This window comes from Bacillus sp. JFL15 (genome assembly GCF_001184225.1).
Classification (GTDB): domain Bacteria; phylum Bacillota; class Bacilli; order Bacillales; family Bacillaceae; genus Bacillus; species Bacillus siamensis.
Genome location: NZ_KQ236689.1, coordinates 3,346,890 through 3,369,926, shown reverse-complemented (window position 1 = coordinate 3,369,926; position 23,037 = coordinate 3,346,890). Strand labels below are relative to the sequence as shown.

The following is a 23,037-nucleotide window of genomic DNA, read 5'->3' as shown; positions in this document are numbered from 1 at the left end:
GGCGGACGGAAAGGTTTTAATTCATCTGAATATCAGCGGTCTTCAGTTCATTGGCAAGTTTGCGGTACGACATAAACATCGCGATGCGCCACGGGACAATCATTCCGAAAGCCAGAATCCAAAACATTCCGCTTAAAGCTCCGTAATCAATCGTCGTGCTCAAAATGGATTTCATAGCGATTCTGATAACCAGCAAACCAATTAGGATAAACACAAATGCTTTTGACCGTTTTAAATAGATTTCATTATTTTTAATCTCAAATTTAGATGTTTTTATCAGAAAAATAGAGAAGATCACGCCCAGCGTAATGGCCTCCAAAAATTCTTCGCCCGTCACTCTGAAAATCGGAAAAAGAAACATCAGCGCTCCCGTACTCATGAAAATCGGCGGGAGAATTATTTTTTTTGGTGAAGCGGGCTTATCGGAGGATTTAATCCTCACGATCATTACAGAGATTGCCATGGCCGCTGCAATAACGGATGAAATTATAATCATCATCTTTATCATTCCTTTGCTTGCACGGAGTTTGATACTATATACTATACTCCAAAAACATAAAAAAACCAATGTGAAAAGAAAATACGTTTATGTTCCCGTTACCCTGCCTACGGCCTCCAGCACTTTAGACCCTTCAAACGGTTTAACGATAAAATCTTTAGCGCCCAGTTCAATCGCTTCCAGAACGATCCGCTGCTGCCGCATGGCGGTGCACATAATGACATGGGCTTTCGGGTCAAAAGCTAAAATCTCCTGAAGCGCCTGTATTCCGTTTTTAACCGGCATGGTAATATCCATTGTCACCAGATCGGGACGGATTTTTTGATAAACGGCCAGAGCTTCCTCGCCGTCAGCCGCTTCTCCGGCCACTGTATAATTCGCCGATTCCAGAATCTCTCTGATTTTCACTCTCATGAACTTGGCGTCATCTACAACTAAAACTCGTGTCATATTCCCCTCCACATATTTAACATTAACTAGTCTTATTGTACCAAAAAAGAAAGGGTATATAATAGTTCAAAAGTTATCAATCTCTTACAGCCCCTTGAACCCTCCGAAAAGATTTGACAGAACGATCAGAATATAACTCATCCAGTTAAAAAACAGCATAATTCCGATGACAATCATAACAATGCCGCCGGTTCTCATGATAAGCAGCTGGTGCTTTCGAATCCAATTCATTCTGGTAATAAAAAATGAAAGAACTAGAAAAGGAATGGCGAATCCCAAAACATATAAAAACATATACGGCACTGCTGAAGAAGGATTTGTACCGGCCAGTGAAAACACGGCGCCTAAAATAGGCCCGCTGCACGGCGACCAGCCGGCTGCAAACGCCAGGCCGATCAGAACAGAGCCGATAAACCCCTCGGGCCGGTGCTTAAAATGAATGCGCCGCTCTTTCATTATGATTTTCGGCTGAAACACACCCGCCGTAATGAGCCCGAAAAGCACCAGCATGATAGCGCCAAACTGGCGGATCGCTTCATGATAACGGGTAAAAAAACTGCCGATGAACGAGGTGCCGTATCCAAGTGCAATAAAAATCACGGAGAAACCAAGCAAAAAACAAAGTGTATGCACGAGCCCCCGTTTTTGCAGCATCACCTTTTCCGTTTTCACCTCGTCCATGCTGACACCGGTTATGTATGACAAAAAAGCGGGGTACAGCGGCAGACAGCAGGGAGAAATGAAAGACAGAAACCCGGCCCCGAACGTCAGAAAGTAATTAAAACTCACCATGACACACTCCTTTCGAGTTATGACAAAATCATTTCATTTTTTTAACACTTTCCCATGAAGGATTACTTTTTATAGAAAAAGCTTATATAATTTAATTTGACATCAAGATATTATACTCCTTCTTATTTGAAAAACAGTATAAATGTGGATATAATAATAGCGATTCAAGTGAAAGATTTATGTATGAAAGGATATATCCCTGTGATTAGAGAGCATCTATTAAATGAAATTGAAAAAAAACGGGCAGAGCTGCTTAAAATCGTCATGACAAACGGAATGACATCAAACATTACGATAGAACTCAGCCAGGAGCTTGACCACCTTCTCATACAATATCAAAAGGAACTGCACACCGGCAGTTGGGGTGAAACATGACGCCAAAATAAAAAACCCTCTCCGGGTTTTTTATTTTTATAACCATGTATCTCTATATCATAATCTTTACGTATTATTTCGCTTGATTATTCATGGCTTTCATCATTTGATTAATTTTCTTTTGAGAAGGTTTCATTCCCATTTGCATCATCATCATGCGTAACATTTGTTCATTAATAGGCGGATTCTTTTTCAAATAGCTCATCATATATTTACGAGCAATAAAAAACCCGAGTGCAACACCTATGAGCAATGCGACAACGCCCACTAGGATGCCAACCCATAAAGTCATTTTATTTCCTCCTTCATGTTGTCTAGTTTAAAGTGTACTAAACCAAAGGCTATTATACAACATTTACATCTCTTTTTGCTCGTTTTTAGACAAAATTTCTTTCTCTGACCGGATTTAACCACCCATAACGCCTTGTCTTAAAATCCATCGCAAGAAAGCAGGGGCTGATTTTACGGAGAATCTCGAAGAAAATCGTTTCCGCCTCATAATCTCCCGAAGCTGCAATCTCAATCAAACTGTCTTTCATCATGAAGGTGGCGCGGCCCTTTTCTCCGGGCAGTGTAAGCTGATAAATTGAATCTAAACGACTGTAACACATTCGGTTTAAATGAAGCTGGAGACGCTGATGCATATGTATCACCGGAATCGGTTCTGTTATATAGTGAACTTGCTTTTTTGTCAGTTGATATTCTTGGGGTGTCAGGTTTGTCCAATGATAGTCTCGAAACAATTCAAACATAGCGGTTTCCCGCCCGAAGTAGTGGTTCGCAAACTCATCCTTAATCAGGTGCGTATAGTAATGACGTTCCATTTCCTCATCCCCTTTTACAGCGCTGCGTATTGCTTTCTATTATACAAAAGGAGAAAAGAAAGAATTGTCTATTACTGTTACGGCGCCCCTTCTATTTTTGTCGTATAAACAGGAAAAAGAGGATGATTTGACTCATCCTCTTTTCTTTCTTTATTTGTTTAGCAGTTTCTTCACGCGGTCAGCCACGTTTTCTGCAGTAAACCCGTATTCTTTCATAATTGTTTCTCCCGGAGCTGAAGCACCGAAACGGTCAATTGCGAGAACGTCTCCTTCAAGACCGGTAAATTTGCCCCATCCGAAGCTTGATCCCATTTCAATCGCAAGACGTTTCGTCACATTCGGAGGAAGTACGCTGTTTTTGTACTCGGCCGATTGTTTTTCGAAACGGTCCCAGCTCGGCATGCTGACTACAGATACATGAATGTTTTCGTCAGCAAGCTTCGCCTGTGCTTCAATCGCAAGTCCGACTTCAGAACCTGTCGCTAAAAGAAGGGCGTCCGGTGAATCAGTTTTTGCTTCGGAAACGGTGTAAGCCCCTTTTTCTACTCCGGCATACGCTTCTTCAGCCTGCTGATCAATTGTCGGCAGGTTTTGGCGTGTCAACACAAGAGCTGTCGGATGATCCTGGCTTTGAACGGCTAGCTTCCACGCAGCTGCGGTTTCATTGCCGTCAGCAGGTCTGATCACAGAAAGATTAGGAAGCGCGCGTAAAGATGCAAGCTGCTCAATCGGTTCGTGAGTCGGTCCGTCTTCTCCTACGGCAATACTGTCATGCGTAAATACATAAGTGACAGGAAGCCCCATTAATGACGCCAGACGAATAGCAGGTCTTAAATAATCTGAGAACACAAAGAATGTGCCGCCGAATACGCGGAGGCCGCCGTGAAGCGCCATTCCGTTTAAAGCAGCGCCCATCGCAAATTCACGGACACCGAACCAGAAGTTTTTCCCGGCGTAGTCTTTGGCCGTGAAGTCCCCTGCGTTTTTGATTGTCGTTTTGTTTGAACCTGCAAGGTCAGCAGATCCTCCGACAAAGAAAGGAATTTTCTTGGCGATGCCGTTCAGCACCTCACCTGAAGATGCGCGGGAAGCAAGGCTGCTGCCTTTTTCATAGACAGGAACTTCCTGATCCCAGTCTTTCGGCAGTTCGCCTTTCATTCCGAGTGACAGCTGTTCAGCAAGCTCAGGGTATTTTTCCTTATAAGCCGCGAACTGTTCATTCCATTCCTGTTCTTTTTTCGCGCCGGCTTCTTTTACAGCTTCGTTGAAATGCGCGTATACTTCTTCTGGAACATAAAAATCTTCTTCAAACGTCCAAGCGTACGCTTCTTTAGTCAGCTTGCTCTCTTCTAGTCCCAGCGGAGCGCCGTGAACACCGGATGTGCCCGCGCGGTTTGGAGAACCGAAACCGATTGTCGTTTTCACTTCAATTAATGTCGGTTTTTTATCATTCTGGCGCGCTTTCTCAATTGCAGCCGTCAATTCAGCGATGTTATTTCCGTCCTCAACATAAAGGACTTCCCAGTTCATGGCTTCAAAACGCTGTTTTACATTTTCAGAGAAAGAGCGGTTTAAATCGCCGTCTAAAGAAATATCATTAGAATCGTATAATACGATCAGGCGGCCTAATTCCAGATGGCCTGCAAGAGAAGCGGCTTCAGAAGAAATGCCTTCCATCAAATCGCCGTCTCCGCAAATACTATATGTATAATGATCAACTACGTTGAATGAATCACGGTTATATGTTTCAGCCAGATGGCGTTCTGCAATTGCCATTCCCACTGCCATAGCGATACCCTGTCCCAAAGGCCCGGTCGTTGCGTCGACTCCGGCTGTATGCCCGAACTCCGGATGTCCCGGTGTTTTACTTCCCCATTGACGGAACTGTTTCAGATCTTCAATGCTGAGGTCATACCCGCTTAAATGCAGCATGCTGTACAAAAGCATTGAACCGTGTCCTGCTGATAAAACAAAGCGGTCGCGGTTAAACCATCCCGGATTCTGCGGATTTACATTCATAAACTTCGTCCACAGCGTGTAAGCCATCGGAGCAGCTCCCATCGGCATCCCTGGGTGTCCGGAATTAGCTTTTTCAATTGCGTCTATAGATAGTGTACGTATGGTGGCAACTGATTTCTTTTCAATTGTATCCATTATAATCCCCTTCCTTATTGTTGTACCTTTTCATCATAAAGCGATGCTGACTTTTTCTCAACTCTTTCAGCTTAAATTTGAGATAAACTTGTTGAAAATTGTCGCAAATCACAGCCTGATATTAGTATATACAAAAAAGAATACGTATTGCCGTATTCTTTCTGTTTAATGAAGATTATTTTTCTGTTGCTCCCTTTTTAATTTTTCAGGAGTGACATCATTACCCTCCGGATCAATAACTTTTACGCTCTTTAACGTATTTTTCATTGAGGAGCGGAACCCTTTCAAATACTCCTGGCGAAGCTTTTGCTGTTCGGCTTTTTCCTCATCTGTTATCGTGTTTGATTTAGCTTTTTGAGCCAATTCGTTAATTCGTGCGATTTTTTCTTTAGAAATCATAATAAGCTCCTTTGGTGCGTGTTGATTATATACTACTAAAACATAGTCTTTTTTACAACTGAAGCATGTCAGCTGCCTTCACTGTCTGCGATATATTCCTGAAAACGCCGGTGAACCGTGGCTTTGGATACATCATAGCCGAATCCTCTTAAGGTGGCTGCGATTTCTGCAAAGGTAAGCTTGTTGGCTCTCAGCCTGATAATTTCCGAAACAGGAACCTCTTTTTTTTCTTTTCCGCTGTTTTCATGTCTGTTTTTCAGATTCCGTTCAGGTTTATAGCCGTTTTTTACGGCTCTTTTCATTCCCCGCCGGATTTTCATATTGTGAATTTTCCTTTGATATTCCTCAACAATACTGACGATTTCGAGTACCATCGTATCAGCTTCGGAAAGCTCCAGCTCACCTTTATGAGCCGTCGTATATATCTTTACGTTCTCCCTGTAAATACAATGCAAAAGCGCGATCTTGGCGTTTCCTCTTCCCAGTCTTGTTTCATCCTGCACCAATATCGCGTCAATATGTGACTTTTTAATTTCATCAAGCATTTCAAATACTCCGTCGCGGTCCATTTCGTAACCGCTGGCTTTCTCTGAAATGACTTTTACGACTTCCATGCCGTTTGCTGCAGCGATCTCACTGAGCTCCTCTTCCTGTCTTTTTAAAGACGTCTGCTGCTGTTCTTTGTTTGTGCTTACCCGGGCATAAATGAGCGCCTTCATTTCTCTCTTTCCTCTCTAATTGACAATGGCCAGCTGATATACGGCCGGATGCTCCTTCTTAACCGGAAGAATAAGTTCGTCTCCGGGCTTTATATCAGCAGTTTGGAGATGATTATTCTCCGTCACCCACTCAATAAAATCTTCTTTGTTAATATTTTTCTTCTCTGCTACTTGATCCGCAAGTGACCACAGAGTATCTCCGTCCTGAACCTTTATTTTAACATATTGGCTGAGCGCCTGATCATTTCCCGCACATGAAACAAGTAAAATAACGGCACTTAAAATCGCAGTAAACAGTCCGACAAATATGATAGATTCCTTCGCCATTTAAACAACCTCCAGAATGTTTGTTCGCTTTTTATACCTTTCAGTATATACGAACAAACGTTTCTGTCAATCGTTTTTTTCGAACCTATGTTTGTACTGTCAGGAAAATCATGCTATAATCTACTTAAAATCGACGTTTTGAGGTGCGAAATATGACGAAGCTATCAAAAAGGCAGCTTGATATCCTGCGTTTTATTAAAGAAGAGGTAAAAACGAAAGGATATCCGCCTTCTGTAAGAGAGATAGGAGAAGCAGTAGGACTGGCTTCCAGTTCAACCGTGCACGGACATTTGGCGCGGCTGGAGACAAAAGGCCTGATCAGACGGGACCCTACTAAACCGAGAGCGATTGAGGTATTGGATGAAGAAGAAGTCCAAATTCCGAAAAGCCAGGTTGTCAATGTCCCGGTCATCGGAAAAGTGACGGCTGGTATTCCGATTACGGCTGTTGAAAATATCGACGAGTATTTTCCGCTTCCTGACCGGATGGTTCCTCCGGGAGAACACGTATTCATGTTAGAAATCATGGGAGAAAGTATGATTGACGCCGGCATTTTTGACAAAGATTACGTCATTGTCAAACAGCAGAACACGGCCAATAACGGGGAAATCGTGGTGGCTATGACCGAAGATGATGAAGCCACGGTCAAGCGCTTCTATAAAGAAGACAATTATGTGCGGCTGCAGCCGGAAAATCCGACGATGGAACCGATTATCCTGCAAAACGTAAGTATTTTAGGGAAAGTGATCGGCGTATTCAGAGCCGTTCATTAATTCTATTAAACTTTATTTATCGTAAAACCCCTCTGAAAGGGGTTTTTCTTTTGCAAAAAAAGAGCAGATTCGCCCTGGCTTAAGAAACGAACCTGCTAAGGAGGAAAAACTTACATCTTTATTATCTGTTATCTCACTTTTGAAGTCAACAAATAATGTTTCCTAAAGGAAACTTTTTATCCATTTTTCAACTTTTGTATTTGTGCGGGCTGATTTTGATATACATCTACCTTTACCTGGAGCGGGCGGATTACATTGTATTTTTGAAAATTTAGTACATAGTACAATAGGTTTTGATGAGGTGTAAAAAAACCCGCTGCCTTTGCGGGTATCTATTTTCAATCAAAATGATAATATTCCACGCCGTATAACCCTTTAATATGAACAGGTTCACAGACGTTTGAAGAGCTTTCAATCAGAATCCTGTATTTGTGATACGGATCAATTGATTTTTTGTCCTGGGCACTTAGGTTTAACCAGCTGCCGCTGTAGCTTTTAGAACTTAATGTATAAAAGTTTCCGTTCAGCGCCATCCGCTGGAGTTTTACGTTTAAATTGCATGAAGAATTGTTCACAATGGTGAACTTGTATCCTAATAGGTAATCATCAGCTGATACAGCCCCCGGGTTTTCAATAAAAAACTCTTTTACATCTCCCTCCATAATGAAGCTTGTTTTTGATCCGAATTCAGTGGTAGCCGCTTCTGCTGAGTGTACTCCGCAAAAACATAATAAAAAAACAGCAATACATATCCACCATTTTTTCAATTTTGCATCCCCTTTTTTTACATATTTTAACTTGTGAATAGGGTGATGTCTATTTACATTTTATTAAAACGCACACTTCATAACCACTATATACCAGTTTAAAAATTTGCTGATTGCCTACAATGAAGACTAAACGAAATAACGAAGGTGGTTCAAATGAAACATGTAATTGCTTTCGCTTCTAAAACAGCGCTCACACTTGCTTTGCTGTACATTGTTCTGGATCTGATGTACCAAGTAACTTTTTTAAACGTTCTTTTTATTACCTTGATTTTAAGTTTGATCACTTACTTTTTGGGTGATTGCATGATTCTGCCGAGAACAAGCAATTTTACAGCCGTTGCAGCTGATTTCGGAATTTCATTCATTATATTATGGATATTTCTAATGAACATTGGGGGGTTTAATGTCTCCCCTGCAGCGGCAGCGGTTATTTCTGCATTTTGCCTTTCTGTTTTTGAAGCATTTTTCCACCGGTATCTGCAGCAATTTGTGCTGCCTGAAGATTATCAGGGCGAAACAGGGACAGACAGTACACAATTGAGATATCAAACCGAGGCGTCTGAAGAATTAATGCCGGAAAAAGATTCTGAAGAAAAAACATAAAAAGGAGGCATCCGCCTCCTTCCTTTTTATTTTTGCTTCTGATCGTCCAGCGGCAGCTGCAGCAGTGAGTCTGTGCCTGTCGCTTTCGGTGTTTTTCCGTCCCATTTTTCAATCCATTTATATTTGATCATTTCATCAGACATTGATTTTTTTATGATTTGGTTATAATCAGCGATCCCCTCCGCTTCAATTTTTTTCTTTTTCGCTTCTGCTTCAGCTATTTTAATTTCAGTCTGCGTCCGTTCAAGCTCCTGTGAAGACTTCACTCTTGCATCAATGGCTTCCTGTGTGGCTTTATCCGGCTTCGGTACGCCAAGCGTCAGATCATCAATTAAAAATCCAAGGTTCTTCATATCCTCAGCAAACCTTTTTTGAACATCGGCAGCGGCTTCTGCAGATTTTTGCCCGTATGTGTCAATAACCGAGTATTTGCTGATTGATTTTCGCGCCGCGTCCCACAGTCTTGTTTTTAAATATGTATTTTCAATCGTTTCAACGTCTACCGCCCCGAATTTGTTAAACAGATCGACTACTTTATCAGGCTGCACAACATAGTTGTAAGCGATATCCATTTCAATATTTTTACCGTCTGAGGTTGCCACTTTTATATTTTCATTATTTACGGTCTGCATACGCACCGGATATTCCGTTACTTTATTAAACAAACCGACTAAGTGCCAGCCTTGATCCAAAGTTTCGGATTTTACCCCGCCGTTCGGTGAGTATACAACTCCGACATAACCATTCGGTATTTTTTCAATAAATAATGACGCCGTAACGCCTGCAATTAAAAGGGCTGCGCCTATAATCACACCGCCGAGTATTTTTTTTGTGTTTCTCCGCTTATTTTCGCTCATGCTGATCTTCTTCCTCCCATGACTTTTTAAATTTTTTGGCTCCGCTTCCCACTTGTTTAAAGATTGGACTCAGCATCAGCCATAAACCGAATCCGATGATGGCAAGAAGAATGACAGACCCAATCATCACTTTCATTCGCCCACCTCTTTTCTTTCATCCTGTCAGTTATGTATACGATCTTAAGAACTTAAAGTTTCATAAATTTCAAAAGAAAAAGCTCCGCCGGCAAAAAGCGGCGTGCTTATTTATAATTGTCATTGATAAAATCAGAAATCGTTTTTGTGAATTGGAGAAAGGTATCGTTTTGTGTAGACGCTCTGCTTTTAAGCGTAAAGGTGTCAAACAGTGATTTTCTAAAACCGGTGCTCATTTCAATTTGAATACTTAATCCGGATGAAGATTGATTGGCAAGATTGTTCGGACTGACACCTGCGTATTTATCATTTATGCCAAGAAGAACGGCAGGATACCCGTTTCGTTTCAGCACACCTGTCAAAAGTTCGGCCCGTTCTCTGTCTGTACCGCCGATTTTTATCTTTTTATCGTCGCTGCCGTAACCGTGCAATGAAATGACATTTGAGTGCTCTTTCACCATTTGAACGGCTTTAGGTTCGTCGAAATGCGAACTGGTCAAATGCAGCTCAGCATTGCCGGCTGATTTTAGCCCTTCAAATAAATACAGGCTCCGGTTTTCGGCAATTTTTCTGGCCAACTCACTGGTCCCCGGCTCTATGCCTCCGCCGTGTATAGCTAATATGAGAACAGAAGGGTCATGTTCTTTCGATGAAATAGAAAAAACGGAGGGGACCTCATGCAGTTTTAATTCTTCGAAACTGCCGTAAGTATCTGAAGCGGCATCAGCCCGTAAAAACGGCAGAAGAAAAAACGATAAAATTAAAACTAAAATTCCTTTTTTGGTTATTGATGGCAATTGTATGTTTATGTTACAATACAAATGCTTCAGCCTTTGAAGCGAACGGCAGAACAGGGTGACTTTGGACGGTTTCTTCTGCTCTGCCTCTTTGCCAGCAGCTTTACGGTCTTCTCTTCTAACCCTTTTTTTCATAACATCATCCTTTCTTTTGTTTACACTTTTGTCACAATATTATATACGTTGGACAAGACCTCCGTTCATCTTAAAGAATAAAAACATCAGAGCGGCTTCTAGATAGACGGAATGCTGAAGACGGAATATCGGGAAATCATTTATCAATATGCTAGCGCGGCTGGCGCTTCGAAATCAATAAAAAGACTGCTTAACAGCAGTCTTTAATCGTTTTATTTTGTGCCTGTTGATCCCAGACCGCCTCGGTCATTGTTTCCGAGCTTGTCCACTTCGATCAATTCCACTTGAGGCATTTTCTTCATGATTCTGAATTGGCAGATCCGCTCTCCCTTGGAAATATCGGTATCCCGAAGTGCGTATGCCGGGAAAAACCAGAAATCATTGTCACCTTTATAAGATTCATCGATGACACCCATTGAATTTGTCTGAATAATACCGAAATGCTTATATGTACTTGAACGCGGAACGACATGGGCCTCATATCCTTCCGGCAGCTCCATCGCAACTCCGAGCGGGATAAGTTTGAACTCACCTTTTTTGATTGTTATATCCTCTGCAGCCCGCAGATCGATCCAATCCCCCTGTTCAATTTTACTGATTCTCGTTTGTGTATCATCTGAATATTTAATTTTAATTTGTAAAGTCATGTTCGCCGCTCCTTTTGATTCCCTATTTTAGTCGTATAATGACCAATCCGTGCACCATTATACCATTTTAACTGAGCAGCTGAGGAAAGGATTTAACGCTTAATTGAGAAGAAACCGATAAAAGGGATTTCCCACACAGGCTTTTGATTACTGTTGGTCATAATAATCATTATACTTTTGATCAAATACTTGTTCGCTTCCGCAGAGATAAATAATACATTCAATAAATGCTTATGAATGCCGAAACCGCCTAGAAAAAATGCTAATATTGCAGCCGCAATTCTGCTTTTCTTACTTATCATAACGTCCCCAACAATCTTTTTCCATCGTTTTCACAGCACAGCTCCACTTATAATACACTCTCTCTATATATAAAGGTAAATTTTATACTAGTTTTCAAAAACTTTCTTAGTTCTGATCTTTCACCTGAAATAAGGACGTTTTTTTAAAATTCAATCTGATTTTAAAAGGGATTTCGTTCTCAACAAAGAATTTGATGAATAAGCGCATAAGGCGCGCGGCTTTTTTGTTCTCCCCTGCGTCAAGCGCTTATATCAAAAGAAAGAGGTGTCTTTAGAATGGTTCAATTTAAAAACTTTCCTGATCCGTCTTTAAACGCCGCATTGCAGTCTCACCCTGCTCATTCCTCTGAATTGGAACATCTCAAAGCAAGGATGCAGAATTTTATTAAGCATTCCGCAACAGATGATAATCTTGAGATCGCAGATGCCCGGGTGACGGCGGAAGGAATGGTCACCTCACTTTTAAAAGAACGGCTTGATACTGAATACGAAATGCTTATGAATAAAATCACCCGGGAAGTAAATGTGGAGGATTACGGAGCGGTCCCTGACGGCCGGGACAATACGGAAGCCTTTCGGAGAGCGATCGGGAACGGCCGCGTCAAAGTAAATGTTCCCGCAGGAGAATTTTTGGTTCAAGGGATAAAACTTCCGTCGTGGACTACCATCTCCGGTGAGGGACAAGGGATTACCGTAATTAAACTCCATGAGGACACTCCCGCATATGAATGGGTCATTACCAATGATAACTACGAAAATGGAAACCGTAATATTTTTGTCCAGGGCATGACTTTAGACTGGAATCCTGATCGTCAATGCGGAGTCCGAAACCCTGGAGGACAATTTTCCAGCTGTTTAACGTTTGCCAATGTGCAATACGGCTGGATCAAGAATGTTGAAGCGGTTAACGCAGGTCTGCATGGTATCGATATCACATCCCCGGCTTATGATCATTTGCCTGAAACAGAATGGACGAAAGACGGCTGCCGTTATATATGGATAGATAACTGTGTGGCGTACGGCGCCGGAGACGACGGTATTACCACCCATTACAGCGAATATATTTTCATTTCCAACTGTCATTCAGGAAACCCGCGCGGCACAGAGCATGCCGAGGGCAGCGCAAATTCGAATGGCATTGAAATTGATGACGGCTCTAAACATGTGTGGCTTTTGAATAACTATACGAGCGGAAATATCCGCGGAATTGAAGTAAAGGCGCACAGCCTGTGGCCGGCTTCCCAAAATGTTCATATTATCGGCCATGTTTCGTATCGTGATGTACGTTCGTTTGATATTCGTCATATCGGACACCATCAGGCCTCAGACCCCGAAAGTACGACGGCTTATGATGTTACTTTAACCGACTGCACCGCGATTGAACCGGTCTTCAACGCTCTCTATGACAGCGTGACGCCAAGGGCGCTGGTTATCTCGGCCTATAAAAACGTAAATGTAAACGGATTCACAGCTATTGGCGATCCTTCTTATGATTATGGCGGGAATCCTGTCGTAGCCCTTCAATACCGGAGTCAAAATATTACGATCAGCGGCATTAAAATACGCGGTTTTACACAAGCCGGTGTTGACATCAATATATCCGGCGGATCAAATAAAACCGATTATGTTAAAATTTCAAATTTTGATATTTACAAGTCTTCCCCCAAAGGCATCTCAATTGGCGGAGGGCAATATAACGTAAATATTATGAATGGAACGATGATCGGAGATGGCGGTGCTGTCGGAATTACGTCCCCTAACAGCCAGGCTGTCATTCTCGGCGTGCAGGCGGAAGGCTACAGGGCTGCCGCTTCTATAAAAGGACAGACTTACGAGCAGATCCCCGTCAATTTAAAAGGAGGCGCACAGCTTGCGACAAGCTCGGGTTTTGCATTTAACCCGACAAGCGCCGTTATTGCGGGCACAGGCGATATTACGGCAAGGGGTGACAGAAATGCGATCATCAGCTCTTCCGGAGGTTCAAGTTCTGAAGGTTCAAGGGCATTTATCGCTGCTTCAAACAATGTACATGTTACGGGCAGCAAAGTCTCCAGAACTATTCTGTCATCAGAAAGCATTACATTGGAAGAACCGTACACCGTTGCCGGAGGGCATCAGTCCATTAAGTGGAAACTGGACTCAGCGGGCGGCCACGGAACTTTCGCCGGAGCCGTCACCTCTTCCCTGTCAGGGTACGGAGAATATTTTGAAAGTGTAAACGGCCAGACGATTCCCGCCGGGACGATCGTCACAGTGAGGGGAGAAAAAATCGAGCCGGCTCACGTTGGTGATTATATGCTCGGCGTCATTTCAGAAACAGCCGCTTTTATATCAGGAGCCGCAAGCTTCGGATGGCAAAGCCGTTTTTTGACAAACGAGTTCGGCGGTTTCATATATGAAAATGTAACTGACGAAGAAACAGGAGAAACGATACGCGTGCCGAAACAAAACCCAGACTGCAGTCCGGCTCTTGAAGCTGACTATGAAGCGCGCGCCGCCAGAGACGAATGGCATATTGTCGGACTCAGCGGCCGGCACTACGTACGGGTAGACAGTACGGTAAACCCGGGAGATTATATCACGGCCCATAACGGAATCGGTACAAAAGCCGCGGAAGGCTGGAAGGTATTGAAACTGACCGCCTTATACAGTCCAGAAAAAGGGTACGGCATTGCAATAGCGGTTATCAAATAGTATTTTCATATCAGGATCATTTCCTCCCTATCTATCGGACGGGTATGATCCTGTTTTTTTATACCGGATGAGACGCCTCTTTTACAGCATATCGTTTCATTTGTCCAAGCCATCTGTTCCTTCTGTCATAGAATACTACCGTCAGATGAAAAAGGAGGGATATGAGTATGGATATGGACATGGATATGAATATGGAAATGGAAATGGATATGGATATGGATATGGACGGACATTATGATCACGGTAAAAAGGAAGAAAAGCAGCCTAAACAAAAAAAGAAGAAGAAACAAGACAAAAAGCATCTTGATTATGATTACATCGTTGTCTATAAAAGAAAATGCAAAAAATGTTGCTGACATGACATATCAACGCTTTTTACACCCGGTGAACTCCGGGTGTTTTTGTTAATGTGCATTTCTAAATAAGATTTTGATCGTGATAATCAGCATATTGAATTCCACAGACCTTAATGCGAAAAAACTTGCGGCAGCGCACCGCAAGTTTTTTATTTTTGCACCGAGATACTGCTCATTTTTCTCCTTTATAATGAATATACTTGAAATGGTCTTCGATCACAGATCCGGTAAAGTCTTTCAAAGTGAGGGTATGTCATGTCAAAATGTTTAAAAATAACTCTGTGGAGCATATTTGTGTTGATTATCTTGTTGGTGATTATTGGAATCGTTTCTTACAATCAAACTCCTTCTGCAGGAGACGCAGCTGAAAGATTGCTTTATAGCGTCTCATCAACGTCCTCATTCAGTATAGAATATACACGTGTATCATGGGGCAGTCCGTTTTGATACATATATCCTCTCAAAATTCCTTCTGATTGAAACCCCGCCTTTATCAATAATTGATGAGACGCTGCATTCTCAATGAAAACAACAGCGCCTATACGATTCAGCCCAAGCTTTTCAAACCCAAAAGACAGAACATTCTCCAACGCTTCAAAAGCATAGCCATTCCTCCAATAATTCGGATGAATCTCATAACCGACCTCCGCCCGCTTATGCTTAGGCACCCAAGAGTTGAAACCAATAGTTCCGATTATTCCATTCGCATCTTTTCTCTCAATTCCCCAACGGCTTCCCTTTTTATCATGATATTGATCTTTAAACCAGCCAATCATTTTTTCAGCCTGTTCCATTGAATCAAAAGGTTCCAAACCATAATAGCGTGTTACATTTGCATCCTGAAAAACAAGCAAATATTTGCTTTGCATCTTTCTTTTCAACTTCTCTAAGAATAAGTCTGTCCGTTTCTATTACAGGAAGCATTTACGATCCCCCCCCTTTAAAAGATGGAAATGTGAGAAGAAAATATATGCAGACGAACTTTTTTTCAAAAATAAACTAGCATCCCTATCAAACTTTTACATTCAGCATAATATGTATTAATCCTCTTAAGGGAGGTGAGATCATATGGGCGGTTATGGTAGCTCCTTTGCGTTAATCGTGGTGCTATTCATTTTATTAATCATCGTCGGTGCTTCTTTCCTCGGCGGTTATTAAGAGTCTCCCTTACCTCCGCATCCATGTCAGCATTACCTCTATGATCGTAAGGCGCCATAATGAATTCATTATGGCGCTTTGCTGTTTCCTCCTTTAACTAACTCTTTCAAACGAAAAAGATCGGCAATGCATGAATGCAGCCGATCAGTCATTTCATAGATTACTGTGTAAGGTTTATATCAATGACATTATAGAAGGCATTGGAAGTATCCGCGACATCCCATACCCCTAAAATGATATGATAACCGCTTCGATCAGTCGGCACAAAAATTCTATGAGTCAGATTCGTATCTGCCTTGGAGCCATCGTGGTTTACCGTTCCGATTAATTCGAATTCATCCCTCGACAAAGGTTTATTAGGATTCCAATTTTTCTTGGTGATATAATAGTGCCACTTTGATGTCGCATGGGGTGCGGTATAGTGCCAAGTAAAAGAATTAAAGCCGCCGCGTATATTCTGTTTTACCCAATGATCTGCAGTCTGCTTGTCCAGTCCGAAATCAATTTGTCCCGATCCTCCGTTTGCAGATGCAATTCTTCCATCCGGCGGACCTGCGGCCGGAAATCCTTTCGGCCCTTCAACAGACTGAGGATTATCAATGACGGAGCCATATTTCTGAGCAGCGGCCGTCCAGCCCATTGTCTGTTTCTCTAATGCTCCCATGTACGCTCTGCTGACGGGATCTTTTATATACCCGTGTGCAGATGCATCACTTGAATAGAAAGCGCCTCCAATACCGAGAGTAACAGTTAAAACTGCAGCTTTGACTAAACCCTTCATCTCTACATCATCCTCCCTCTTTTGTAAATATAAACCTTTCAGTATATACACTTCACGATGGAGGATGAAATGACCTTCCTTTTCTTGATAGGAAAAAGCAATGAGGTTCGCGCTCTTCCCTTTGTTTTTTATAATCATTAAAAAAGCCGGACCGTTTCTGATGTCGAGTCCGCGATGTTCAAAAACCGGCCCGCTCCGCCTGACTCCATTTAATCGCTTGATTTGCCGGTTTCTCTTCGGATCACCGGTGCTACTTCTGATGCTAATCGTTCGATGTTTTCCGCAGCTTTTTTAAACGGCATACCGCCTATATCGATCTGCGCGAGAAACCGCTGATGGCCAAACAGCTCGTATTGGTGCATGATTTTTTCAATGATCTGCTGTGAGCTTCCGACAAATAAGGCTGTTTCTTTACCGGACGCCCGCTCAAAATCTTCCCTCGTTAAAGGTTCATGAATCCCGTGGTATGAATGAACATGAGACCAATAATTAGAATGATACGGGTAAAATTCTTGTATTGCCTGTTCATTCGTTTTTGAAATGAACGTATGCCCGGTTACAGCAACCTTCACATGTTCCGGCGGATGACCGGCTTTAGAAGCTGCTTCTCGGTATTTGTCAACAAGCGGTTTAGATGATTTCGGATCACCGCTCAATACAGCTAATGCCAGACCGGCGCCTGCTCTTCCGGCCCGCTCCGCACTTTCCGGAGTTCCTGAAACACCTAACCACAGCGGAATGCTTCCGTGAAAAGGCTGAGGGGAAATTTCTGCGTCATTCAGCGGCGGCCGGTAACGTCCTTTCCAGGTGACCGATTCTTCCCCCGAATTTAATTTCAAAAAAAGCTCAACGTGTTCTTCAAACAGTTCTTTATAATAACCCACATCATAACCGAAAAGAGGAAACGAGTCTAAAAATGCACCGCGTCCCGCAATGATCTCCGCCCTTCCGTTTGATATCAGATCAAGCGTTGCAAAATCCTCAAATAAACGGACGGGATCTGCGGTGGATAATACAGTCGTGGCACTCGTAAGCTTAATGTTTTCGGTGAGCTGTGAAATCGCTGATAAGATGACCGGCGGCGACGACACTGCATAATCAAGACGATGATGCTCGCCTACGCCGAATACATCAAGCCCTGCGTCGTCAGCCAATTTCGCCAGCTTTATCAATTCCTCTACCCGCTGCTTTGCGCTGACTGTTTTCCCTGTCAGAGGATCGGGGTATAATTCTGCAAATGAATAAATTCCAATTTCCATACCATCATGATGTTCAGCCCTCACGTATCTCTCCTCCTGCACTGTGTAAAAAAACTTTTATGCTGTTATTCTATTCAGCCGTTTTGCAAAATGGAATTCATCCAAATAAATACAGCATCTTAGCACCCAGAAGTTCCGTTACATTCCTCACGTACAAATGCGAAACCGCGCAAGTAAGAACACACCTCGAATAAGCTAATTCGAATGCATGCGTTCACTTTCAATCCAATCGTGATTTTGGTCATAAAGCGCACGTATTCTTCCGGTATCAAGGGCGATAACTTCACACCCTCTGTCATCATATATAAAGAAAATAATGTCTTTTGCAATATTCACAAAGAAAACATCGGGATACTCAACGGTGTAACCCCCGAACCTTGGCTTCAGCGGAAAATCTTCGTGAGCAGCTGCCTTAAGTAATGGGGTAATACGCAAATCCTTCCGTTTACATAATAAAGAAAACTGCTGCATCTCGTATTCTTCTGCATCATCTTCTTCGAACGGATACGGACAGGTCTCCACCTGAATCCGATATAAATCATCCTTGCACTTCAGAAACGGCTGATAAATTTTTAATTTGCTGGCGTCATTACCTTGAGTTTTGTGCTTATATATGTTTGCAACAAGGAATAAGTCATCGTTTTGTTCAAACAGCTCATTAAAAATTTCGGTCATTTGATGATGGACACACTGAAAATACTCAAGATTCAGCTCACCGTTTTCATTAAATTGATATATATTACGGCCAAGAGAAAAGTGAATTCCAACGTCCCATTGATGATAAATGCTCGGCATTAATTTTAAAGCCGGAAACCTTTCCTTCAGATAATCCTTTATTTTCATTCAAAACATTCTCACTTTCTGTTAATGATCGACCCACTTTTTATTTTTTCGTCTTGTAATATTATTCCGATTGGAATACAATGAAATAGAACACTGTGAACCCCATTGATCAGGGTGGATGCTGGTCACATCCATCCTGATCCTTTTTTCACAAGCTCACCTTCACTGATCCTTCCATTTCCGAAGCTGTTCATTGATTTTACACATTCCAGGGTATTACTTTCTTATACATAGGCAGCAAGTGACTCTTTAATCGACCCAGATCAATTTAGAAAATCGAGAAAAACAGACAAAGCTAATTGTTTTGGATGAAAGAGAGGGTTATACCGCCCTTTTTAGTTCAGTCATACCAATGTATTCTTTTCAGTTTAAATTTTTCTTTATAGGACTCATGATCGGTTTTCCATACTGCTTCTACAGTGATTTCATGACCGATCACTTCATTTTCCGGCATATATTCAAACGTCTGAATATGATCTTCCCCCGTTCCGCCGCCTGCTAATTTCTCTCCGGTGTATTCTGAAAGATGATAGTCTTTATCTTCTCCATATTTCCGGCCGTCAATAAATAATGTTAATCTCTTAATCACCGTTTTCTTTTTATTCTCTTTATTGCCTCTGTAGTACAAATTCAAGAAATAATTAGGACCGATAGAGGTCTTTCCTGATTTTTCAATTGACGCTTCCCACGCCTTGTTCTGGCTATAGCCGATATATTTGACTTTCTCTCCTGAAATTAAAGAAAATAGTGCAATTCCGGCCGTTATGGTCAGAACAGTGATAATAATCAGCAATGTTTTAATGACTTTATACTTCTTCATTGCATCCCGCCTTTATCATTTAGAACGTATGGACATTAGAATTGTTACATTTAAATTCGAAAACTTAATAAATAGAGGTTCAGATTCCAGTCATCAAAAAAATACGAAAAATAAGCCATGTTCCCCTTAGTATCACATCCCCGATTGCCCTGCGATTATAATAAAAGCCGTCCAAAAAACTGTAACTAAAATAAGCATAACAGTTAGAATCATTAAAATGAGGCAACTTATCGACAGAACTGAGTCCTTGTTTTTGTTAAAATTCAGCGTAATGAATGATCCTGCAGCAAATATATACGACAAAATCGCACCGACCCAATACCACAGCATTGAGTCATTGCTCCAATAAGCCATTGATTGCATATAAATACTGAATAAACATCCTATCAAAGCTAATACGAACGAAACTAAATGTGACTTCAAGTTAGAGTTCCTTTCACCATTAGTTTTATTAGATCACATCAGGTAACGCCATCTTTTCATGATTAACGTTTTTTTTCTTAAAATTAAATAGATGTTTGATACGCGTTAATGGCTTGACTTCTCAACAGCATATTATCCTTCGTAACCAGTCCAAGATTGTATGCTTGTTTGATGATATCCAGCACTTGGTTATCGGTTTCAGTTACAGCTCGTCCTCCAGTGATTTTGGACTTCCAGTAATCGAACTTGTGATGTAACTCTGAACTGCTTTGCAGATTTTGATTTTCAACCACTTTGCCATTCTCCAGCGCTTCTTTGAATTCAGTAAAACCAATTGAACATTGCTGATTCGAACTAATTCCTGCACCTTCTGTCGCTAAACTGCAAAATGCTAAAAACTTTGGATCTTTCGTGATATTGTAAGAGTTATTTAGGCTTTCCATCACATTCACCCTCTCTCGAATTTAACAACTTTACGATAAATGATTTTCACTGCTTTTCCAAACCTGAATCTCATTTGATCGTTACTAAACTAAGCATTTTTCAATTCCGTAATCTATTGGTAATATCGGTAAATTTTTAACTTAAACGCAAAAAAACTGCCCTCGGCGAGTTTTTTTGCGTTAACTATGTTTTTGCTTTAACCATTCTTTCTTTAGCAGTGCGTATTGGAAAGTGTTTTCATATTTAGGTGTTCCATCCTCATATTTTGTAAACGAAATAAATTCAAGAAAATAACCTTCTTTACGCATTCCTAATCTTTCACATAATTTTTGTGACTTGTCGTTATCATCTTCAACATATGCATAGAGCCTTCTTGCGTCTTTTTGCATAAAGAGATACTCAAAGAAAGCCTTTGCACTTTCACTGGCGTATCCCTTCCCTTCAAATCGAGCATTGAAATTCCAACAAACGGAATATGTATCAGGCTCTTCTTTTAAATAAAATAGTTCTCCGATCAGATCATTACTGTCTTTTAAACAAACAGCAATATAAGAATCATCTCTGCTTCTTTTTTGAACGTTTAAGACTGCTTCTTCTATCGTAGAAATTCTGTCATCAAGAAAGCAGTTCACTCTCGGATGTGCCGAATATTCCAAAAGACCGTGCGAATCTTCCTCGGTAAAATTTCTTAAAACTAAGCGAGGGGTTTCAATTTTTTGCATTTGTTAGTCTCCTTTTTTTGAAATGTATCTTCAACAGGCCTCGCCCGTTTGTTAAAGAACGATCTCAATCTATTTGTACTATATATGTTATCATTTTTGTCCAAATCAATAATGTTTAATGCTGACGGTTTTTTTTAATGAACCTCATTACCCAGAATAGGGAGAAGAACCAGTTAAGCCATTAAAAGCTTATTGAGTAACTTTTCAAACTTATTCACGCTCATCATTTCATGAGTGAGAAATTCTCCATTATAAAACACGCTGAAAGTTGTCCAGATTGCCGGTGATGTTTGGGCCTTATCTTTGGAGGATAATCGATGAGCCTGAAAATGAAGCCCTTTCTTTTCAGTCAGTTCCTTCAAATCCTCTAACACTCCGACTGCGAATGGACATTGAGCTGTATAAAATATTGTGATCCCCTCATCATTAAAAGAACAACTTTTAACCTGTTTTTTAAATACAGGAAGAGCTGCATGCTCATTCCAGGTCAATGACATTAACTGAAAATAGGGTTTTGCTTCATCTTGCAAAGTAAATCCCATATGCTCGAAGAAATGCTTATCACTTAAATAGGGAAGTTTTTTCTTACCAACTATATGAACAATTCCATCCATACCGCGGGATTTGGCATCTTCCGCACATTTATCTAACAAGTGTTTCGCATGTCCGCTGTTCTTATATCTCCCCGAGACCCAAAGACAATTAATATACATAAAATTAGGAGCGCTTATCGGAACCCACGCTTTTTCTGCAGGTAAATATTCAATAAAAACTTTTGCCCGCTCGTTTAATCGATAAAACACCAAACCATCAGCCATTCGATCTTTAAGCCAGCTTTTCTTTTCCGTTACGGCCTTCTCATATTGTTTCGCACCTAGTGCGCAGCAAATATGATTGTCATCAATATTGTCCTTTTTCAATTCAATGTATTCCATTATGATCTCCCCATTCCAAGATCAGCGTTTAACCCGAAATTGTTAAGCTCATGTTTTTTCTATAAAAAAACTGCTTTCTCAGAAATATAGAGTCCCAAAACCAATAGATTAACGCAGCAGTAATGCTCATCATGTAATAAATGAAATTCTCGAAAACTCTAACATCAATGGAATGACTACCCATGCACCAGAACAAGAACACAGCTAAAAAAGCGACTGCTGTATAAATGAAAAGATGAATCAAACTACACTTTTTCGGCTTCTTTCTTAACCAAAATTGCACAGGAACAGCAAATAAAAAGTAAGTGACGAAAGCGTAAAAAGCAATGATAACTACAGTGACTAATGCGAATGGCACAAAACCCGAGTATACAAACATATACAATCCAAAAACAAGACCAAAAGACATGCTTGAAAACGCCAATGTGAAAACATAACATTTTAAGCTGCTCCGCGCCGCCCCTTCCATTTATTTCACCCGCTTTTTAAAATTCAGTTCTCTAATTTTTCATTTTCTTCCTGTTATTTAAATCAGTATATATTGATCACTTTAAAAGATCTATAATTTTTGAAATCTTTTTTTTGCCCATAAAAAAGGTCAAGGAGATACCTTGACTATAATAATCTTCAACCGGTTCATCATGTTCAAATCCAAAGGCCGGTAAGTATCAATATAACGGAACTGACTTCTGCAAGAAAGTTCCGTTATATGACTATTCCAAATTTTGATCAATCGTTCCTTCAAAATAGTCATCGCTGACCTGTTCATGTGTTTCAGCCAATCCTCTTTCCAGTTGTGTATTACCCTCATAATCTGATGTTTCAAAATATTCCCCTGCCGTATTTGTTGTTGCAGTTTCTTTATGATGAGTTTGTGTTTCCGTGTCTGTCTGGTTTGCTTTGGTATCGCCGGCTAAAGATTGCTGCTGAAAATCATAGTCCTTGTCCAAAGAAGAAAATCTTTTGTAATCGTCCGGTCTGTCTGCGCCATGTTGTTCAGCCATGTTATTCACTCCATATTGATCAATTTTGTTTGACGAGTGT

At 41.2% G+C, this 23,037-nt stretch carries 30 protein-coding genes and 2 pseudogenes; 6 read left to right on the top strand and 26 right to left on the bottom strand.

Features of this window, described 5'->3' with window-relative positions; all coding sequences use genetic code 11:
- Positions 1-16: 16 nt before the first annotated feature.
- From AD710_RS16675 to AD710_RS16665, 3 genes are all read right to left on the bottom strand, one after another.
- On the bottom strand, positions 17-508 hold the full coding sequence (locus AD710_RS16675; RefSeq protein ID WP_095240656.1) for a CcdC family protein: 492 nt from the start codon (positions 506-508) through the stop codon (positions 17-19).
- Between the two features lie 78 nt (positions 509-586).
- A complete protein-coding gene (locus tag AD710_RS16670) occupies positions 587-949 on the bottom strand; it encodes a response regulator (protein WP_016935975.1) in 363 nt (120 codons plus the stop codon).
- An 84-nt stretch (positions 950-1,033) separates the two neighbouring features.
- On the bottom strand, positions 1,034-1,741 hold the full coding sequence (locus tag AD710_RS16665) for a cytochrome c biogenesis protein CcdA (protein WP_049628545.1): 708 nt from the start codon (positions 1,739-1,741) through the stop codon (positions 1,034-1,036).
- A 201-nt stretch (positions 1,742-1,942) separates the two neighbouring features.
- On the opposite strand from AD710_RS16665, the gene AD710_RS16660 reads away from it, so the two are divergent.
- A complete protein-coding gene (locus tag AD710_RS16660; protein WP_012117647.1) occupies positions 1,943-2,116 on the top strand; it encodes an aspartyl-phosphate phosphatase Spo0E family protein in 174 nt (57 codons plus the stop codon).
- 73 nt (positions 2,117-2,189) lie between these two features.
- On the opposite strand, the gene AD710_RS16655 is transcribed toward AD710_RS16660, so the two are convergent.
- The 6 genes from AD710_RS16655 to yneA form a co-directional block, all read right to left on the bottom strand.
- Positions 2,190-2,408 carry a YneF family protein gene (locus AD710_RS16655; protein ID WP_003153994.1) on the bottom strand — a complete coding sequence of 73 codons (219 nt, stop codon included), beginning with the start codon at positions 2,406-2,408 and terminating at the stop codon, positions 2,190-2,192.
- Positions 2,409-2,493: 85 nt separating this feature from the next.
- Positions 2,494-2,940: a sporulation inhibitor of replication protein SirA gene (sirA, locus tag AD710_RS16650; RefSeq protein WP_049628544.1), complete on the bottom strand. Its 447-nt coding sequence runs from the start codon at positions 2,938-2,940 to the stop codon at positions 2,494-2,496.
- 150 nt (positions 2,941-3,090) lie between these two features.
- Positions 3,091-5,094: a transketolase gene (tkt, locus tag AD710_RS16645; protein ID WP_049628543.1), complete on the bottom strand. Its 2,004-nt coding sequence runs from the start codon at positions 5,092-5,094 to the stop codon at positions 3,091-3,093.
- A gap of 165 nt (positions 5,095-5,259) precedes the next feature.
- A complete protein-coding gene (locus AD710_RS16640) occupies positions 5,260-5,493 on the bottom strand; it encodes a DUF896 domain-containing protein (protein ID WP_003153997.1) in 234 nt (77 codons plus the stop codon).
- Between the two features lie 68 nt (positions 5,494-5,561).
- Positions 5,562-6,212 (bottom strand): YneB family resolvase-like protein, encoded by a 651-nt coding sequence (locus AD710_RS16635; protein WP_016935979.1) that lies wholly within the window; start codon positions 6,210-6,212, stop codon positions 5,562-5,564.
- Positions 6,213-6,227: 15 nt separating this feature from the next.
- The gene (gene yneA / locus AD710_RS16630; RefSeq protein ID WP_016935980.1) at positions 6,228-6,539 is read right to left on the bottom strand and encodes a cell division suppressor protein YneA; all 312 of its coding nucleotides are present in this window, start codon (positions 6,537-6,539) and stop codon (positions 6,228-6,230) included.
- 152 nt (positions 6,540-6,691) lie between these two features.
- Here yneA and lexA point away from each other — a divergent pair, with 152 nt between their 5' ends.
- A complete protein-coding gene (gene lexA / locus AD710_RS16625) occupies positions 6,692-7,312 on the top strand; it encodes a transcriptional repressor LexA (RefSeq protein WP_007611720.1) in 621 nt (206 codons plus the stop codon).
- 338 nt (positions 7,313-7,650) lie between these two features.
- On the opposite strand, the gene AD710_RS16620 is transcribed toward lexA, so the two are convergent.
- Positions 7,651-8,079 (bottom strand): hypothetical protein, encoded by a 429-nt coding sequence (locus tag AD710_RS16620; protein WP_047474799.1) that lies wholly within the window; start codon positions 8,077-8,079, stop codon positions 7,651-7,653.
- A gap of 156 nt (positions 8,080-8,235) precedes the next feature.
- On the opposite strand from AD710_RS16620, the gene AD710_RS16615 reads away from it, so the two are divergent.
- Entirely contained in the window at positions 8,236-8,685 is a 450-nt protein-coding gene (locus tag AD710_RS16615; protein WP_047474802.1) for a YndM family protein, read from the top strand.
- Between the two features lie 26 nt (positions 8,686-8,711).
- Here the strand turns inward: AD710_RS16615 and AD710_RS16610 are convergent, their stop codons facing one another.
- The 5 genes and pseudogenes from AD710_RS16610 to AD710_RS19660 all read right to left on the bottom strand — a co-directional run bounded on the left by AD710_RS16610 (position 8,712) and on the right by AD710_RS19660 (position 11,558).
- Positions 8,712-9,542 (bottom strand): prohibitin family protein, encoded by an 831-nt coding sequence (locus AD710_RS16610; RefSeq protein ID WP_016935983.1) that lies wholly within the window; start codon positions 9,540-9,542, stop codon positions 8,712-8,714.
- Positions 9,529-9,678 carry a hypothetical protein gene (locus AD710_RS19910; protein ID WP_016935984.1) on the bottom strand — a complete coding sequence of 50 codons (150 nt, stop codon included), beginning with the start codon at positions 9,676-9,678 and terminating at the stop codon, positions 9,529-9,531. The genes AD710_RS16610 and AD710_RS19910 overlap by 14 nt, the downstream gene beginning before the upstream one ends.
- A 106-nt stretch (positions 9,679-9,784) precedes the next feature.
- Complete coding sequence (locus AD710_RS16605) at positions 9,785-10,609, bottom strand: poly-gamma-glutamate hydrolase family protein (protein WP_049628542.1); 825 nt, start codon at positions 10,607-10,609, stop codon at positions 9,785-9,787.
- Positions 10,610-10,821: 212 nt separating this feature from the next.
- The gene (locus AD710_RS16600; RefSeq protein WP_016935986.1) at positions 10,822-11,256 is read right to left on the bottom strand and encodes a dUTP diphosphatase; all 435 of its coding nucleotides are present in this window, start codon (positions 11,254-11,256) and stop codon (positions 10,822-10,824) included.
- Positions 11,257-11,403: 147 nt separating this feature from the next.
- Positions 11,404-11,558 (bottom strand): annotated as a pseudogene (locus AD710_RS19660) (TM2 domain-containing protein).
- A 276-nt stretch (positions 11,559-11,834) separates the two neighbouring features.
- Here AD710_RS19660 and AD710_RS16595 point away from each other — a divergent pair.
- Both AD710_RS16595 and AD710_RS16590 read left to right on the top strand, forming a co-directional pair.
- On the top strand, positions 11,835-14,252 hold the full coding sequence (locus tag AD710_RS16595; protein ID WP_049628541.1) for a peptidase G2 autoproteolytic cleavage domain-containing protein: 2,418 nt from the start codon (positions 11,835-11,837) through the stop codon (positions 14,250-14,252).
- A 173-nt stretch (positions 14,253-14,425) separates the two neighbouring features.
- Positions 14,426-14,608 carry a hypothetical protein gene (locus tag AD710_RS16590; protein ID WP_442853085.1) on the top strand — a complete coding sequence of 61 codons (183 nt, stop codon included), beginning with the start codon at positions 14,426-14,428 and terminating at the stop codon, positions 14,606-14,608.
- A 377-nt stretch (positions 14,609-14,985) separates the two neighbouring features.
- On the opposite strand, the pseudogene AD710_RS16585 reads toward AD710_RS16590, so the two are convergent.
- Positions 14,986-15,532 (bottom strand): annotated as a pseudogene (locus tag AD710_RS16585) (GNAT family N-acetyltransferase).
- A gap of 144 nt (positions 15,533-15,676) precedes the next feature.
- Here AD710_RS16585 and AD710_RS19350 point away from each other — a divergent pair.
- The gene (locus tag AD710_RS19350; RefSeq protein ID WP_016935991.1) at positions 15,677-15,766 is read left to right on the top strand and encodes a YjcZ family sporulation protein; all 90 of its coding nucleotides are present in this window, start codon (positions 15,677-15,679) and stop codon (positions 15,764-15,766) included.
- A 160-nt stretch (positions 15,767-15,926) separates the two neighbouring features.
- Here the strand turns inward: AD710_RS19350 and AD710_RS16575 are convergent, their stop codons facing one another.
- The 10 genes from AD710_RS16575 to AD710_RS16530 form a co-directional block, all read right to left on the bottom strand.
- The gene (locus AD710_RS16575; RefSeq protein WP_049628539.1) at positions 15,927-16,547 is read right to left on the bottom strand and encodes a lytic polysaccharide monooxygenase auxiliary activity family 9 protein; all 621 of its coding nucleotides are present in this window, start codon (positions 16,545-16,547) and stop codon (positions 15,927-15,929) included.
- Positions 16,548-16,756: 209 nt separating this feature from the next.
- On the bottom strand, positions 16,757-17,830 hold the full coding sequence (locus tag AD710_RS16570) for an LLM class flavin-dependent oxidoreductase (protein WP_016935993.1): 1,074 nt from the start codon (positions 17,828-17,830) through the stop codon (positions 16,757-16,759).
- A 171-nt stretch (positions 17,831-18,001) separates the two neighbouring features.
- Positions 18,002-18,649 carry a DUF3885 domain-containing protein gene (locus tag AD710_RS16565; protein ID WP_049628538.1) on the bottom strand — a complete coding sequence of 216 codons (648 nt, stop codon included), beginning with the start codon at positions 18,647-18,649 and terminating at the stop codon, positions 18,002-18,004.
- A 340-nt stretch (positions 18,650-18,989) separates the two neighbouring features.
- Positions 18,990-19,469 (bottom strand): DUF4944 domain-containing protein, encoded by a 480-nt coding sequence (locus AD710_RS16560; protein WP_049628537.1) that lies wholly within the window; start codon positions 19,467-19,469, stop codon positions 18,990-18,992.
- A gap of 132 nt (positions 19,470-19,601) precedes the next feature.
- Complete coding sequence (locus tag AD710_RS16555) at positions 19,602-19,892, bottom strand: DUF3902 family protein (RefSeq protein ID WP_116746182.1); 291 nt, start codon at positions 19,890-19,892, stop codon at positions 19,602-19,604.
- An 83-nt stretch (positions 19,893-19,975) separates the two neighbouring features.
- The gene (locus AD710_RS16550; RefSeq protein ID WP_049628536.1) at positions 19,976-20,335 is read right to left on the bottom strand and encodes a hypothetical protein; all 360 of its coding nucleotides are present in this window, start codon (positions 20,333-20,335) and stop codon (positions 19,976-19,978) included.
- A gap of 180 nt (positions 20,336-20,515) precedes the next feature.
- Positions 20,516-21,058 (bottom strand): GNAT family N-acetyltransferase, encoded by a 543-nt coding sequence (locus tag AD710_RS16545; protein ID WP_049628535.1) that lies wholly within the window; start codon positions 21,056-21,058, stop codon positions 20,516-20,518.
- 173 nt (positions 21,059-21,231) lie between these two features.
- Positions 21,232-21,993, bottom strand: coding sequence for a GNAT family N-acetyltransferase (locus AD710_RS16540; protein ID WP_045926665.1), 762 nt, complete (start codon positions 21,991-21,993; stop codon positions 21,232-21,234).
- A gap of 28 nt (positions 21,994-22,021) precedes the next feature.
- A complete protein-coding gene (locus AD710_RS16535; RefSeq protein WP_049628534.1) occupies positions 22,022-22,462 on the bottom strand; it encodes a UPF0715 family protein in 441 nt (146 codons plus the stop codon).
- A gap of 244 nt (positions 22,463-22,706) precedes the next feature.
- A complete protein-coding gene (locus AD710_RS16530; RefSeq protein WP_049628533.1) occupies positions 22,707-22,997 on the bottom strand; it encodes a YozQ family protein in 291 nt (96 codons plus the stop codon).
- Positions 22,998-23,037 lie beyond the last annotated feature (40 nt).

Bases quoted from the DNA above. Each gene is read 5' to 3' on its own strand.
- AD710_RS16640 (WP_003153997.1), bottom strand. From the start codon at position 5,493: ATGATTTCTAAAGAAAAAATCGCACGAATTAACGAATTGGCTCAAAAA.
- AD710_RS16675 (WP_095240656.1), bottom strand. From the start codon at position 508: ATGATAAAGATGATGATTATAATTTCATCCGTTATTGCAGCGGCCATG.
- AD710_RS16670 (WP_016935975.1), bottom strand. From the start codon at position 949: ATGACACGAGTTTTAGTTGTAGATGACGCCAAGTTCATGAGAGTGAAA.
- AD710_RS16560 (WP_049628537.1), bottom strand. From the start codon at position 19,469: ATGAAGAAGTATAAAGTCATTAAAACATTGCTGATTATTATCACTGTT.
- tkt (WP_049628543.1), bottom strand. From the start codon at position 5,094: ATGGATACAATTGAAAAGAAATCAGTTGCCACCATACGTACACTATCT.
- AD710_RS16610 (WP_016935983.1), bottom strand. From the start codon at position 9,542: ATGAGCGAAAATAAGCGGAGAAACACAAAAAAAATACTCGGCGGTGTG.
- yneA (WP_016935980.1), bottom strand. From the start codon at position 6,539: ATGGCGAAGGAATCTATCATATTTGTCGGACTGTTTACTGCGATTTTA.
- AD710_RS16575 (WP_049628539.1), bottom strand. From the start codon at position 16,547: ATGAAGGGTTTAGTCAAAGCTGCAGTTTTAACTGTTACTCTCGGTATT.
- sirA (WP_049628544.1), bottom strand. From the start codon at position 2,940: ATGGAACGTCATTACTATACGCACCTGATTAAGGATGAGTTTGCGAAC.
- AD710_RS16655 (WP_003153994.1), bottom strand. From the start codon at position 2,408: ATGACTTTATGGGTTGGCATCCTAGTGGGCGTTGTCGCATTGCTCATA.
- AD710_RS16535 (WP_049628534.1), bottom strand. From the start codon at position 22,462: ATGGAAGGGGCGGCGCGGAGCAGCTTAAAATGTTATGTTTTCACATTG.
- AD710_RS19910 (WP_016935984.1), bottom strand. From the start codon at position 9,678: ATGAAAGTGATGATTGGGTCTGTCATTCTTCTTGCCATCATCGGATTC.
- AD710_RS16565 (WP_049628538.1), bottom strand. From the start codon at position 18,649: ATGAAAATAAAGGATTATCTGAAGGAAAGGTTTCCGGCTTTAAAATTA.
- AD710_RS16530 (WP_049628533.1), bottom strand. From the start codon at position 22,997: ATGGCTGAACAACATGGCGCAGACAGACCGGACGATTACAAAAGATTT.
- AD710_RS19350 (WP_016935991.1), top strand. From the start codon at position 15,677: ATGGGCGGTTATGGTAGCTCCTTTGCGTTAATCGTGGTGCTATTCATT.
- AD710_RS16545 (WP_049628535.1), bottom strand. From the start codon at position 21,058: ATGCAAAAAATTGAAACCCCTCGCTTAGTTTTAAGAAATTTTACCGAG.
- AD710_RS16635 (WP_016935979.1), bottom strand. From the start codon at position 6,212: ATGAAGGCGCTCATTTATGCCCGGGTAAGCACAAACAAAGAACAGCAG.
- AD710_RS16540 (WP_045926665.1), bottom strand. From the start codon at position 21,993: ATGGAATACATTGAATTGAAAAAGGACAATATTGATGACAATCATATT.
- AD710_RS16615 (WP_047474802.1), top strand. From the start codon at position 8,236: ATGAAACATGTAATTGCTTTCGCTTCTAAAACAGCGCTCACACTTGCT.
- AD710_RS16600 (WP_016935986.1), bottom strand. From the start codon at position 11,256: ATGACTTTACAAATTAAAATTAAATATTCAGATGATACACAAACGAGA.
- AD710_RS16595 (WP_049628541.1), top strand. From the start codon at position 11,835: ATGGTTCAATTTAAAAACTTTCCTGATCCGTCTTTAAACGCCGCATTG.
- AD710_RS16665 (WP_049628545.1), bottom strand. From the start codon at position 1,741: ATGGTGAGTTTTAATTACTTTCTGACGTTCGGGGCCGGGTTTCTGTCT.
- AD710_RS16605 (WP_049628542.1), bottom strand. From the start codon at position 10,609: ATGAAAAAAAGGGTTAGAAGAGAAGACCGTAAAGCTGCTGGCAAAGAG.
- AD710_RS16590 (WP_442853085.1), top strand. From the start codon at position 14,426: ATGGACATGGATATGAATATGGAAATGGAAATGGATATGGATATGGAT.
- AD710_RS16550 (WP_049628536.1), bottom strand. From the start codon at position 20,335: ATGGAAAGCCTAAATAACTCTTACAATATCACGAAAGATCCAAAGTTT.
- lexA (WP_007611720.1), top strand. From the start codon at position 6,692: ATGACGAAGCTATCAAAAAGGCAGCTTGATATCCTGCGTTTTATTAAA.